The organism is Arthrobacter sp. efr-133-R2A-63, from assembly GCF_030209795.1.
Classification (GTDB): Bacteria; Actinomycetota; Actinomycetes; order Actinomycetales; family Micrococcaceae; genus Arthrobacter; species Arthrobacter bambusae_A.
Window position 1 is genome coordinate 55,705 of the sequence record NZ_JARVRG010000021.1, and the last position, 13,246, is coordinate 68,950.

The following is a 13,246-nucleotide window of genomic DNA, read 5'->3' on the forward strand; positions in this document are numbered from 1 at the left end:
AGGATGAGGCATGACCACCACAGCAGCTGATCAAGCGCCCGCGCCCGACAACGCAACTGCCCAGGGAACCGCAATCGCCCCCGAACCTGTCGACGAGAATATCTGGCTCGAAGACATTCACGGCGAGGAACAGCTGGCCTGGGTGCGGGAGCAAAATGCCCGCACCGAAGACTTGCTGGATGACGCCGAATACGCCGCTTTGGAAGCCGGAATCCTGGAGGTCCTGGACTCCACGGACAGGATCGCCATGGTCAACAAGCGCGGCGAGCACTACTACAACTTCTGGAAGGACCAGCAGAACCCCAAGGGCCTCTGGCGCCGGACCACGTGGGAAAGCTACCTCAGCGACGCCCCGGAATGGGACGTGCTGCTCGACATCGACGCGCTGGCGGCCGCTGAAGGCGAAGAATGGGTCTTCCACGGCGCCAACTTCCTGCGCCCGGCCGAAGGCGGACCGCACCGCCTCGCCATCATCGCCCTCTCCCCCGACGGCGGCGACGCCAACCGCCACCGCGAGTTCGACGTCGAGACCCGCACCTTCGTGGACCCTGCAACAGGCGGCTTCGACCTTCCGACCGCGAAGGGCAACGTGAGCTGGCTCGACGGCGATACCCTGCTGGTTGCCACGACCGCCGACGGCCTGCCGAAAACCAGTTCGTCCTACTCGCGCACGGGTGTGAAGCTCCGCCGCGGCCAGTCACTGGCCGAAGCCGAGCGGATTTTCGAGATCCCCGAAGACCACATGATGGCGCTCGTCGCCCACGACTCCACCCCGGGCTTCGAACGCACTTTCGCCGTGGACTGGATCGACTTCTTCAACCGGACCACGTCGGTGCTGCGCGACGACGCGTGGCTTGCGATCGATGTCCCCACCGACGTCAACCTCAGTTCCCACCGTGAATGGCTCATGTTCCGTCCGCGGCAGGACTGGAACGTGGACGGGACCACGTACCCCGCCGGGTCCCTGCTGGCTGCCGACTTCGAGGGCTATCTGTCCGGGGAACGCGACTTCACGGTGCTTTTCACCCCGGATGAGCACACGTCCCTCCAGTCGTGGAGTTGGACGCGGAACTACCTGCTCCTGAACCTGCTGCATGACGTCTCTTCCGAAATCAGGGTGCTGGACCCGGCCAGCAAGGACCCGGCCGGAGGGTGGGCCTCGACGTTGTTGGACGCGTGCCCGCCGCTGCACGACGTGAATGCCTACGCCGTCGACGACGAGGACGAAGCGGAAGGTGACGACGCCGGCAACGACTACTGGCTCGTGGCCACCGGATTCACCACTCCCACCACGCTCATGCGTGGCACCCTTTCCCCGGGCGTTGCAAGTTACAGCCTCGACGCAGGGCACGACGGCGGTGTGTCCAGTACGCATGCAGCGGTGAAGTCCTCGCCGTCGTTCTTCAACGAGGCGGAGTATGAGGTACAGCAGCACTTCGCCACGTCCGCGGACGGCACACGCGTGCCCTATTTCCAGGTCGCTTCCAAAGACCTGGACCTCGACGGCGAGAACCCCACACAGCTCTCGGGCTACGGCGGGTTCGAGGTCTCAAGAACGCCGGCCTACAGCGGAGCCATCGGGCGCGCCTGGCTGGAGCGCCGGACCGAAAGCACCACCTCCGAAGACGGCTCCGCGGTGCATTCACGCGGCGGCGTCTACGTCGTAGCCAACATCCGCGGCGGGGGCGAGTACGGTCCCGCCTGGCACAGCGCAGCTTTGCAGGCGAATCGACACCGCGCCTTCGAGGACTTCGCTGCTGTGGCGCGGCACCTCATTTCGCGGGGCGTCACCAGTCCGCGGCGGCTCGGCTGCGTGGGCGGCTCCAACGGCGGACTGCTCGTGGGCAACATGCTCACCCAGTACCCGGAACTGTTCGGAGCGATCTCCTGCGGCGTCCCGTTGCTGGACATGCGCCGTTACACCAAGCTCTCGGCCGGCTACTCATGGATTGCCGAGTACGGCGATCCAGACGTCCCGGAGCAGTGGGAGTTCATCCGTACCTTCTCGCCGTACCACCTGCTGCGCGACGGCGTGGAGTACCCGGAGACCTTCATCTGGACAGCTACGTCCGATGACCGTGTGGGCCCGGTCCAGGCCCGAAAGATGGCAGCCCGGATGCAGGCAATGGGCATCCCGAACGTGTGGTTCCACGAAGCGCTCGAAGGCGGTCACGCGGGAGCCTCGGACAACCGCCAGGCGGCCTCACTTCAAGCCCGCAGCCAGCACTTCCTGTGGCGGGCCCTTGCCGGCAAGGACGGCTCGGGGCACTAACGCACTCAACGATGGAACGCCCGACGGCGGCCCGCGCCACCTCCGACAGGCGGCAGCGCGGCGCCCGACGGCGGCCCGCACCCCCGTTTTGCACTGGATGCCCAGTTCTGCGTATCCTTGGTTGGCTAGCAATAGCAACTGGAGACGTGCCAGAGCGGCCGAATGGGCTTCACTGCTAATGAAGTGTGGGGCACAACTCCACCGGGGGTTCAAATCCCCCCGTCTCCGCCCTCGGATGCCCGGTAACTCAACGAAGTTACCGGGCATCCCCCCTTGATCGGCGAAAATCCCCCCAAGGGCATAAGGAGCCGAATCAAGTGGCAACGATAGAAACCAGAAAAAACAAGGCTGGGAAGATCACCAGCTACCGCGTCGAGTGGTACGACAAGGGCGAAAGACACAGGCAAACACTGCCAACCGAGTCGGCTGCCGCCCAGTGGAAGAACCTGCTCGAAGCCGTCAAGCACGACACCCAAGCAGCCCAAACGGCGCTACTCCGCCAGATCTCCCGGTCCCCCTCATTTGAAGAGGTAGCCAATGGGCACATCGAACGGCTGATCAACGTCCGCGAATACACGATCAAGCGATACCGCGGGTACATCAACAATCACTTCAGTGGCCTCGGAAACCTTCCGGTGGATCAGATCACCGAAGATGACCTAATTCAATGGATCAAGCGCATGGTCAAAAAGGGGTGCTCCCCCAAGACGGTCGCCAACGTTCACGGGTTCGTCCACGCGGCCATGAACTCGGCCGTTCGCCGTCGCCTCCGGCCAGACAACCCCTGCAACGGGCGGCTACTGCCCAAGGATGATGCCACCGAAGACAAAGCGATGTTCCTGACCATGGACCAAATGAATCTCATCATCGAGCAAGCCGACGAATGGCAGCGCCCCATGTGGACCTTGCTCATCGGGGCTGGGCTGCGCCTGGGCGAAGCAACAGCGCTCACGCGTGCTGACTTCCAGCTAGACGCGGTGACGCCCTCAGTGCGCATCACGAAGGCCTACCAAGAGATGGAAGACGGCTGGGCCGTCGGAGCCCCGAAGACCAAGAAAGCGCGCCGCACAGTTGCGCTGGCGCCTTCCACGGTGGAAGCCATCCGCGCCCGCGTCGAGTCAGCAGTGCCCGGTCGGCCTGTCTTCTCGATCTCGCCTGACACGCTGGTCTATCCGCAGCATAGGCAGTGGCTTGATGGCTGGTATGACGCGGTGAAAGCCGCCGAAGCGAACAAGGATGCGCCACTTGTGGTCAGCAAGCGCCCACGGATCCACGACATCAGGCACTCCCACGCCTCAATGATGATCGCCGGCGGCATGAACCTATACGAGCTGGCGAATAGGCTCGGGCATGAGTCGATCATCACCACTACGAAGACCTACGGTCACCTGGTTCCGGATGCTCACTTCCGGGCCGCCGCAATGGTTGAAACTGCACTGACCGGCGTGCTCACCGCCTAGCAGGACCGCACGACTCATAATCGTGAGGTCGGGAGATCGAGCCTCCCCACCGCTACCAAATAAAACCCCGGAATCCTAGAGATTCCGGGGTTTTCTCGTTTCTAGAGATCGTCGATCGACGCCGAGGTGTAGCTACTCCTGTAGCTACGCGCCACACGTAGCCACCGGACGACAGGCAGGGACGCAGGGCGCCGGGCACCCGGGGAGGCCTGTGTTTCCGGGGAGGACTCGGCGTAAAGATTTCGTTAAGATAATGGCGAAACTGAGAGCGGGCTCTGAACTGTCGATAATTTGGAGGGTCGCCGCCACCTGAGGGCCTACCTAATCGCGTCAGGTGGCGGCGCACCTCCGGCCCGGCCCAGCCATACACTATTGCGGTGGAAGTTACCTGCACTATCGAAGCGCCGGACGGCTCATTCAGCCATGTCACGGAGACAGCCGCGACTTACGAGGAAGCACTAACCGCCGCCAAGACTCAGGTTCCCGAAGGTGGCCGCATGATTGCGATCCGCAAAGTCGATCGATTGGTTCGATACCGCGCAGCAAACCCACTATCGCTGTAGGCTCGACCACATGAGCCTTGGGGAAAAGCTACTGGACCTGACCTTCGAGTATTACGCCGCCGTTGAAGCGGATCGAGAAGCCGGCGGATTGGACTACATGCGCCGTCCAAACATCCGGGAATCAAAGCAAATTGCGGCAGAATATGAGGAAGCGCTCCGCGAGTTGCTCCAACCAAACGCATAGTCACACGATCGAGAAGTCATGTGCGGACGTTACGTTGTTTCGAAATCGACTGCCGACCTGATGGCTGCCTTTGACGTGCATGAGTCCTATGTCGATGAGCTGAAGCCTTCCTACAATGTGGCGCCGACTGACGCGGTTCCGTTGATCCTGGACCGTAGCTCAGGTGAAGGCGAGCCGGTTACGAGGAAGCTGGTCACGGCTCGCTGGGGCTTGGTGCCGTCGTGGGCGAAGGATCCCAAGGGCGGTGCACGACTCATCAACGCCCGGATGGAAACCGTCACCGAGAAGCCGTCCTTCCGGAAAGCAGCCTCGGCCCGGCGCGGGTTGCTCGTTGGCGATGGCTATTACGAGTGGGAGAAGAAGCCCGGCGGCGGGAAGATCCCGACGTATCTGCACGCCCCCGACGATCAGATCTTAGCGTTCGCGGCGTTGTTCGAGAACTGGCCGGATCCGGCGTTACCGGACGGTCACCCTGAGAAGTGGTTGCGAACGGCAACGATCATCACGACGGCGGCCTCGGACGCGTTAGGACACATCCATGACCGCACACCGCTGATCGTGCCGCCTGAGATGTTCTCAGATTGGCTTGACCCCGAAACGACGTCCGAGGCTGACGTCCGGGCTCTGCTGGACTCGATGCCCGAACCTCACCTTTTGCCCCGCGTGGTGAGTGACAAGGTCAACTATGTGCGGAACAACGGGCCCGAACTCATCGAGCCGGCGGCCTAAGCCAGCTACCTCTGCTCATTGTCTGCCCGCGGTGGGAGACTCTGGCTGTGGAGGAAAAGAAGTTCTGGGGACCGCCGCGTTCGCGCAAGGTCACGCCCATGGTGCCGCCTGTGGACCCCGCGGCCTTGGAGGGTGCGACGATGCCCAAGGAACCGCTGCCGGTCTTCGTGAAGCTTGACTACGACAACGGGCAGAGTCACGAGGTGCCTGCCTTCGCCTATGGGTGGACGAAGGTGCATGTGCTGGTGCAGGTGCCCTGGCCCGAGGAATACTACGAGGGCCGCAAAGACGTCTGGGTGGAAGCGTCCAGGGTGCGACGAAGGAAGATCGACCTGAGAGAGCGTTGAACGCGAGCGACTCAATCAAACATCTGATTGACTAGAGCGCACCACCCCTAGCCATCGTCACCAGTAGGGGCCCGGAACCGATGCTGAGTGGAGAGCTATGTGATCACTTCATCCCGAGTGGATATCGAAGCCATGCGAGAGACCGAAAAGCGAATTCTTGAACACATAGGGCGACTGACCGTGTTGTCGGCTCAGATTGACCAGCATCTGTCCTCCCTGCTGGCGTGGATGACCACGAGCGCAGACCACGACGTAACGCGCAGGATCTTCGAGGGCGAGCAAGTCAGCGTAAAACTTAGGCTTCTGGAAAGAGCGCTTCCCGACGAGTGGGCGGACAGGAAGCGGCTCAGAAAAGCTATCGACAAGATTCAGATTTACCGCAACAAACTAGCCCACTCGGTGGTGGGAGCGAAGATTTCCATCGCAAGCGGCGCGGTCGACTTCTATATGGAACGCGAGAAGGAGCCTGGCCTGCAGGAGACGGTCGATTTCGATGAGCTTCAGCTTTGGGAGACCCGTGCCGAGATGCTTGGTGTCGGGCTGCTCGTTCTTACGAGATTCTTCCTTGGCCGCCGGGACATTCTCGAGGCCGATCTACGTGACCTGATTCTTGACTTCTTCACGGAACCAACCGTCGAACAGCAAAACGCGATTGATCACATTCTCCCGCCTTTGGGTTCGGTCCACTAACGACAAAACAGCCCCTCACCGTGGGGGACGGTGAGGGGCTGTTTTGTGTAGTCGTGGGCGGGGGTGCACGGGCCCGCTAGGTGGCCGCTGAGCCCCATCCCTTAGGGCCGGGCGTCGGCGCGGAGACGGCGCGGTCCGGATGGCCCACGATGGCTACTCGCAGACAACGTCGGCAGAATGCCGGACGGTTCGCAATTTCGGTCATCCGATATGGTGTGGCTATGGGGTTTCTCAAGTTCATCGTCGCGGCGTACCGCGAAAGCTACGCCAAGGGCATGGTCCGCTTGGTGCTCTGGGTGGCCAACTTTGCAGGGGTTTTGTCTCTTGTGGGCATTACCGTCGTCATCTTCAAGGTCAGTGATCTACCGACGTGGCTTCCATATTGCGGCCTAGCTGTAGTGATTGTCGCGAGCCTATTACTAACCCTCCAAGGCGCCTACGTTCTGTGGGACAAGGCGTCGCACCTGGAGCCAGTAGCTGACGCCGTGTCGGGTGAAGTTCCGGACCCGCATACGGTCCAAGGTGTGGGGCGGCCGGGCGCCCGCACGACTATGCGGAACATAACCGTTCGCGACAACGGCGGGGATGGGATGCGAATCCAGGGCGATGCCAGCCTTGACATCGACGGCCTTCGCGCTGATGGGAACGCTGGGCACGGCGTCGTCGTGAAATAGCTCCTCGCAGCAGAGATCTGCGCGCACTTAGCCGGCCGTTGGGGACAGTGTTTCGATCATGAGGAGTCTCCGTGGGACGAGTTCCGGCGCGGATCCGGCGTCGCCCGGAATGTGTCGATTGCTACGCCGTCGCCAACCTCAAGGCCCAGCTGGGTTCTTGGCTACATGTAGAATCGGCTCGTCTTGCACGGGAACAATTGGGGGGAACTGTGGATCAGCAGCGCAAGGAATCTAGCCTTGGATACGTTCCGGCCCTTGACGGGCTGCGGGGAATCGCCATTTTGCTGGTTCTCGCGCACCACGCTTATGGGGCTTGGGATGCTGGTTCCGTAGGCGTTGACGTCTTCTTTGTCTTAAGCGGCTACCTGATAACTACGATCCTCCTGAAAGAGTTGGATCGCAGTGGCCGCATATCTTTGTGGCATTTCTATTTGCGTCGACTGTTTAGGCTTTACCCTGCGCTCCTGGTTGTGATCCTTGCGGTCGCTGCGCTTACGCCGATCGTCGGCTCGAACTGGATTGCACTTTTTGCGGCTGGAACCTACACGACAAACATTGGGACTGTTTTCCTTCACCTCGACCTAGGACCGCTGAAGCACACTTGGTCACTGGCCCAAGAGGAACAGTTCTATTTGATCTGGCCACTGTTCCTCATCATCGCGTCCCGTTTCCAGATGCCACGTAAAGCTCAATTTCTCGTGACCGTCCTTGCCTCAAGCGGATGTATCGCCTTGTTCGTTGTTGCTACGGGCAGCGGAACCGCAACCCTGAACCCAATTGCGAGAATGGGAGGGATTGCCGCAGGCTGCGTTGTAGCGCTCGCGTTGAACACCGGGATCATCCGCACGGTCCGCGCATGGCTCATGTGGGCTGGGGCCGGGGTGGGCATCTGTGCAATCATCATGAACAGCACCGGACTTGTTGATGCAGCGATCTTGGCCCCAGTCGTTATCCTCGGATGCTTGCCGCTCCTGGCTGGCCTCATGGCTGGCCCCGGCGGTGCAATTGCCTCGATACTTTCTTGCCCGCCGCTCGTTTATATCGGCGTCATCAGCTACTCGTTGTATCTCTGGCACTACCCGTTGTTCTACTTCGCCCAGAGTCTCCACCTGGGCACGTGGCTGACAGCAGCGATCGCTCTGCCGGTTTCCTTCGGTCTCGCGGCTCTCAGCCGCAGATTCATAGAGGTCCCGGGTATGGCACTCGGAGTATCGCGGGTCAAGCTCCGGACTTCGCCTCGAAACACGGAAAAGGCTGGCGCGCCCGTCTGACCTTCGTGTCTTGAGTCGCATGTAATACGGCGGTCCTCCGTGGAGTACCGAGCGTCGCTTTGCGGCCGGACGAAGTAAGCTTTCCGGTAAGGTTGTTTGTCTAATTATTGGGGAACCCGTGCGATCGCTTGCTAGAAGGTACTCATACGTTCTTTGGATTCTCGGGGCAGGTGCCGTAGCGGGCTTGGCCACCTACGGGATGATCAAAGGCGGGAGCAAAGCCCCCTACATAGTTTTCGGTGGGCTAATTGCGATATTTGCAATCGCTGCGATGATGAAACGACCTTATCTCGCACCATTCCTTGTGATAGTCGCCGCCGTCTATGACCGTCATATTTACTACGGCCTTGACAGCCTCGAACTCACAACACTGCTCATCGTCCTTGCCCTTACGGCCCCCGTGTTCGCGGCGGCCGCAATCCGCCGCGGAGGCCTGTCAGCATATGTTGTGGTCGGCTCACTTCTACTGGCGATCGGCCTAGTCGCCGCAGCATTGGGTGCCCAGGACGGGACCGAAGCAACTCTCGGGACCGTTCGCTGGCTCCTGGTCCTCAATATGATAGTTGGGACAGCCGCCATGTGTGGGGCACGCCCGAACCTGACCCGACAGCTCACCTGGTGGATGGTTACTGGAGGGGCAGTAGCCGCCATATTTGGCATCCTGCAACGCTCCGGAAAGTATTTCCTAGTTGGGCCGCCCTATGCTGACGGTGTCTACAACTCGACATTCGGGTACTACACCAACTTTGCTAACTTCATGGCGCTGGCATCCGTTCTTGGCCTTGGCCTCCTGCTTGAACTGCGCCGCACGCACAGACGTGGCGGCTTCTGGGCTCTGGCCATGACCGTGCTTTGCGCGATCAGTGTGGTGCAGTCCTTGTCGAGGGGCGCGTTGATCTGCATGCTCATCGGTATTGCGGTCATCATGTTCCGCCAGGTCACGAGGCCCGGACGGTTTCTTGGGATCCTCGCAACACTGGGTGGGCTAGGCGGAATCATCTGGCTAGTCATTCCCGAGGCCGATCAGACAGCCCTCATCAACCGATTTATCGTCCAGCCCGGCGGGGACGTCGTTCGGGAGCAGATGCAGGCTGGCGGCATGCAGCTTGCCACTGAGCACCCTCTCGGCATTGGATTCAACAACTTTCAGGCCTACGTTTCCACCGGCATAGTCGATGCCTCCAAGGCTCTTGCCCACTCGCACAACACGTTCCTCCAGATGGCTCTCGACGCCGGATGGATCGGCTTCGCAGGATTCGTTATCCTCACCGTCGGCGCATGCTTCGCGGCAATCCGCGCCAAGCACAATGCCCTCCGCCTCGGGGCTGGCGCCGCACTCATCGGCTTCCTCGGTCAGGTAACGCAGGACTTCTTCTTTTTCGAGGCCGCCTCTCTAACTCTCTTCGGGCTTGTCCTGGCCATGTCGGCGGCAAAAACCCACGTGACAGTTCAGGCCCCAGAGGAACCACCCGCACCAACCGCCAATGGCGCCAATGGCGCCAAGCTTGATGATCGGGCGCTAGTTCAGTAGAGCGTCAGTTGGTATCGTGTACAGCATGACCATTGGGGAACGCCTTCTTGAACTGTCCGCCGAATATGCTCGCGCCAAGGAAGTGCGCTCCGACTGGGGCGACCTCGCGACCTTCCCGGCCGGAGGCCGAGACCTGTCAGTAATCGCTTCGGAATACGAAGCTGCACTCAAAGAACTTCTCTCCAAGTGACGGAACGAATCTTCCTGACCGCCGCCGCGGTAATCGTTGGTGTGACTACCGCGGCGACTCTCCTCTGGATCTACATCACGTTCCCCTTCATGCAGGACATGGCCCCGGCATGGGGGATACCCGGCATGCTGCTCGCCATGCTTGCCATGTCAGCGATCACTCAAAGCTCGGGTGCTGGCCGGAGATCCCGCGTTCGCTAAGCGACGATGCCCGGGTATGCAAGCCTCATCGCGTCCCGAACAGCAAAGTGCTGCGCCTGAGTGAGCGCCGTGTTCCATGTGATCACTTCAAGGACGTCGATGGCCCCGTAGGTTGACCCTGCGTAGGCGCCGACCTCGATCTGGCCGTTGCCCTGGAATGGGGCCGTTCCGGCATCGAGCACCGAGGCGGTCGCGGTGTCGACGTTCATGGCATATTTCCCGCCCACCCTGTCGCCAACAACACTCAGGGTGTGGAAGTTAGCCCCGTCCAGGCTGGCATTCAACTGCAGCCGCTTGTTGGTGCCAGTACCAGTCCAAAAGACGTAGACGTTCTTCGGGATCGCGTCAGCGTTGTACTTCGCGGTCGCGCCGCCGAGACCAATGATGCCCGTTTGGGTTGTCGGGTTTGTGTAGGCTCTGGCGATCATTGCGACGGTGAGTACGTTCGCTTCGACGGGTGCCGTCGCCATTTTCAGGATGTCGTCAACACCATCGAATCGGAGCATCTTCACACCGGACTCGATGTGAAGCTTTGGCTGCTTAGCCGCAGTTGCCTGCGTCATGGCGACCGCCCCGGACTGGGCCGCCCACGAGGCCACAGAGTCGCCCTCAACGCCCGCGATCTGTGAAGCCAGCCAACGGTGCGCGACCCCCGGGACCCCGGCCCCTGGGACAAACAGGGGCAGGAGCCCAACATTGGGGCCGCTCGCTGCTGTGGTTGTGCGTCGAACGATCGTCATTATGCCTGAACCTCTCGTGAGTAATTGGACGTGCCAACGGAGTTGGTGGTGCTGATGCGAAGCCCAATCGTTGATGTGGGCGCGAGGGAGATCGCCAGAGTCGCGCTGCGTGACGTTGCGTCCGTGAGCGCGACAGTGTTCCATGCGCCGCCGTCCACCCGATACTGCAGCGTGAACGACGAGATCCGGCACGGCGGATGCTCCCAGGATGCAAGGACCGTCCCGCCCGTACGACGAGCGTTCAAGCCCTGCGGCGGGACTGGCTCCGTCGTCGCGACATTCCACCTCGCCCGCTCGTAAGCAGCGAGGAAGATTGGGCCGCGGGCAATCTGGCCTTGAGCAGACCAGTGCACATTTCCCGAGTAGTCGGGCAGGTCAGCCGGGCCCCATGCGTAAGCCGAACGCTCGACACGCCGAGGCGTGTCCTCGTGCGCCCTCGCGATGGCCTGGCGAGTCGCTGTCTCGTCAGTCCACGCAGGAACCATGGAGCCAATGAGAACAGGCAGTGTTGGGGCTGCCATGTCTGCCCGGAATTGGGCGATCATGTCATCCAACAGGGTGGCGAACTGCGCCTGCGTCTTGTTGCCGGGGTCGCTATCGGTCTCCCCGAGGGAGATGAGCAAAGCGGCCAAACTCGACCCGGCAGGAGCAAGGCCCTTCGCGGCGTTCGTCCAGTTTACGAGCCGGGCATAGAGGTTGTTCGGGTCCGTGGTTAGCGTCCGGTCCCACGTTCCGCCGCCGGCCACATACCCGGCTGGCGTGGGGACAATGCTCGAGGTGCTGAACCCCGTCGATCCGAGCCCGCCATTTACGATCAGGACATTCCGACCGGGCGCGAGCTTCGTGCGCGCGTACTCTTTTGCGAACGACAAGATGGCACGCGGCGTCAGTATCCGGCGATTGACCGAATCTGAGAACCGGACCAGACCTTCAGTGTCGGACCACAAGAAGATGCGCGGGTCAACTGGCTCAAGGTCGATGGCCGCGATGATCGGATCAGGTGTAGAACCGATGTTGGACTGGCCGGCTCCGACGATGATGTCCATCGGGAAGGACTTGTCCGAAAGCGGTGCGGATCGCATTTTGTGGGCGGCCAGAATCCAGTCAGGAGTCCGGCCGTCCTCGCCTAGCGCGTCCTCCAACACCCGCCCGGCGGCATCAACAGTCGCGGCCATGTACCCGGCGCCGTCCGCCTCGACAGTGCTGAAGTACGGCGGCCTGCTTGCTTCAAATACCGTCGGGCCGAGGGTTAGACGCTCAGTCTGCAGTACCGGGATGTGCTTCGTTCCGTCAGCTTTGATGCCCTCGATCATCCGGTTCGCCGGATCGAGGGTTGCCTCGACGTAGACGACGCCTGATGCTTCAGCAATGTCTTGCACCCCTGGCGCGCCCGGGTCTGTTGCCTGCACGAGCCGACGGTTAGCGATTTCCGTGGTGATCGCGGCAGCCGCTGCATTTGCTGGTGTGTGGTCAGCAGCAATCGCCTGAGCGACAAGCGGTGGGACGGCGTCCTGAGCGTGGACGTCAACCCGAGCTCCAAGGGCTGTCGACGTCTGCGACGGACCCTTCAGAAGGGCCGCCACGGCTACGTCCGCAGGTGCGCCGACCAGATCGGCCGACGCCGCAGCGGATGCCTGAGCACTTTCGGCTGCGACCCGGGCCGCCTTTGCTTCGTCCAACACTGCCTGGGGCGACGACAGGAAGCCTGTCAATCCACCGCCTGACCACTTCACCCGTAAGCTCGGGGCGCGGAAGTTGGGGCCGAACGCATCCGGCGAAGACGTAATCGGGTTGGCCAGAGGCAAGCCGTTCGGGTCCGTCAGGACGAGAGGCGTTGTGCCTGCAGTGTCCGCCTCGTCGTAGATCGTGATCTGCGCGTTCGGGGCCCGGGTGAACGTCACAGCGTCAACGAACAGGGGCGCCTCGAAAGGGTACGTGGTCATGAGGTCTCCTTGTGGTCTGCGCGGTGGGATGGCCCGTCGTTGGGCTTCTGGCCTGCTTGTTCGAGGATGGAAGCCCACCAGCGCAGGATCGTGGTGTATGCGAGCTGCTGGGCGCCGTAGACGGCAAGCATGGTCTTTGCCCAACCTTCCGGGCTGTAGAGCTGGCCACTGGCCCACAGGTAGCCGGTAGCGATCACCAGAGAGACGATGATCGGAACGGCCACCTTGATGACCTTCGACCACGATTCCGACTTGGCCCAGGCAATCCCGAGCGGCGAGACAACGGTGAGGACCGCGGCCATGATGGTTGCGAGAGTCTCCACTACAGAGCCCCTTTCACTAGTTCGAGGACAGCAACGAAGGCGTCCACAACGGTTAGTGCGTAGATGGCCAGGCAGGTGGCGGCCGCCGCGAAAGCGATGGCCGCCACCCAAAGAAATGACCGCATGGGG

Annotated in this window: 15 protein-coding genes and 1 tRNA gene; 12 read left to right on the top strand and 4 right to left on the bottom strand. The window is 61.6% G+C overall.

Features of this window, described 5'->3' with window-relative positions; all coding sequences use genetic code 11:
* The first annotated feature begins 10 nt into the window (after positions 1 to 10).
* From QRN45_RS10975 to QRN45_RS11030, 12 genes are all read left to right on the top strand, one after another.
* Positions 11 to 2,272: a prolyl oligopeptidase family serine peptidase gene (locus tag QRN45_RS10975; RefSeq protein WP_284763347.1), complete on the top strand. Its 2,262-nt coding sequence runs from the start codon at positions 11 to 13 to the stop codon at positions 2,270 to 2,272.
* 140 nt (positions 2,273 to 2,412) lie between these two features.
* A tRNA-Ser gene (locus QRN45_RS10980) sits at positions 2,413 to 2,500 on the top strand.
* A gap of 89 nt (positions 2,501 to 2,589) precedes the next feature.
* Positions 2,590 to 3,732: a tyrosine-type recombinase/integrase gene (locus QRN45_RS10985; RefSeq protein WP_284763348.1), complete on the top strand. Its 1,143-nt coding sequence runs from the start codon at positions 2,590 to 2,592 to the stop codon at positions 3,730 to 3,732.
* Between the two features lie 573 nt (positions 3,733 to 4,305).
* Positions 4,306 to 4,479 (top strand): hypothetical protein, encoded by a 174-nt coding sequence (locus tag QRN45_RS10990; protein ID WP_284763349.1) that lies wholly within the window; start codon positions 4,306 to 4,308, stop codon positions 4,477 to 4,479.
* Between the two features lie 18 nt (positions 4,480 to 4,497).
* Complete coding sequence (locus tag QRN45_RS10995; protein WP_284763350.1) at positions 4,498 to 5,208, top strand: SOS response-associated peptidase; 711 nt, start codon at positions 4,498 to 4,500, stop codon at positions 5,206 to 5,208.
* A 47-nt stretch (positions 5,209 to 5,255) separates the two neighbouring features.
* Positions 5,256 to 5,555 (top strand): hypothetical protein, encoded by a 300-nt coding sequence (locus tag QRN45_RS11000; RefSeq protein WP_284763351.1) that lies wholly within the window; start codon positions 5,256 to 5,258, stop codon positions 5,553 to 5,555.
* Positions 5,556 to 5,654: 99 nt separating this feature from the next.
* On the top strand, positions 5,655 to 6,245 hold the full coding sequence (locus tag QRN45_RS11005; protein ID WP_284763353.1) for a hypothetical protein: 591 nt from the start codon (positions 5,655 to 5,657) through the stop codon (positions 6,243 to 6,245).
* Positions 6,246 to 6,466: 221 nt separating this feature from the next.
* Complete coding sequence (locus tag QRN45_RS11010; protein WP_284763355.1) at positions 6,467 to 6,919, top strand: hypothetical protein; 453 nt, start codon at positions 6,467 to 6,469, stop codon at positions 6,917 to 6,919.
* A gap of 209 nt (positions 6,920 to 7,128) precedes the next feature.
* Entirely contained in the window at positions 7,129 to 8,190 is a 1,062-nt protein-coding gene (locus QRN45_RS11015) for an acyltransferase family protein (protein ID WP_284763357.1), read from the top strand.
* A gap of 184 nt (positions 8,191 to 8,374) precedes the next feature.
* Complete coding sequence (locus QRN45_RS11020) at positions 8,375 to 9,721, top strand: O-antigen ligase family protein (protein WP_284763359.1); 1,347 nt, start codon at positions 8,375 to 8,377, stop codon at positions 9,719 to 9,721.
* Positions 9,722 to 9,746: 25 nt separating this feature from the next.
* Complete coding sequence (locus QRN45_RS11025; protein ID WP_284763361.1) at positions 9,747 to 9,911, top strand: hypothetical protein; 165 nt, start codon at positions 9,747 to 9,749, stop codon at positions 9,909 to 9,911.
* Entirely contained in the window at positions 9,908 to 10,111 is a 204-nt protein-coding gene (locus QRN45_RS11030; RefSeq protein ID WP_284763363.1) for a hypothetical protein, read from the top strand. The genes QRN45_RS11025 and QRN45_RS11030 overlap by 4 nt, the downstream gene beginning before the upstream one ends.
* Here the strand turns inward: QRN45_RS11030 and QRN45_RS11035 are convergent.
* The 4 genes from QRN45_RS11035 to QRN45_RS11050 all read right to left on the bottom strand — a co-directional run bounded on the left by QRN45_RS11035 (position 10,108) and on the right by QRN45_RS11050 (position 13,242).
* The gene (locus tag QRN45_RS11035) at positions 10,108 to 10,674 is read right to left on the bottom strand and encodes a hypothetical protein (RefSeq protein WP_284763364.1); all 567 of its coding nucleotides are present in this window, start codon (positions 10,672 to 10,674) and stop codon (positions 10,108 to 10,110) included. The two genes, QRN45_RS11030 and QRN45_RS11035, sit on opposite strands and share 4 nt — an antisense overlap.
* Before the next feature lie 176 nt (positions 10,675 to 10,850).
* Complete coding sequence (locus tag QRN45_RS11040; RefSeq protein ID WP_284763366.1) at positions 10,851 to 12,794, bottom strand: sialate O-acetylesterase; 1,944 nt, start codon at positions 12,792 to 12,794, stop codon at positions 10,851 to 10,853.
* Complete coding sequence (locus QRN45_RS11045) at positions 12,791 to 13,117, bottom strand: hypothetical protein (protein WP_284763368.1); 327 nt, start codon at positions 13,115 to 13,117, stop codon at positions 12,791 to 12,793. Before QRN45_RS11045 ends, QRN45_RS11040 begins: the two co-directional genes overlap by 4 nt.
* Complete coding sequence (locus tag QRN45_RS11050; protein ID WP_284763369.1) at positions 13,117 to 13,242, bottom strand: hypothetical protein; 126 nt, start codon at positions 13,240 to 13,242, stop codon at positions 13,117 to 13,119. The genes QRN45_RS11045 and QRN45_RS11050 overlap by 1 nt, the downstream gene beginning before the upstream one ends.
* Positions 13,243 to 13,246: the final 4 nt, after the last annotated feature.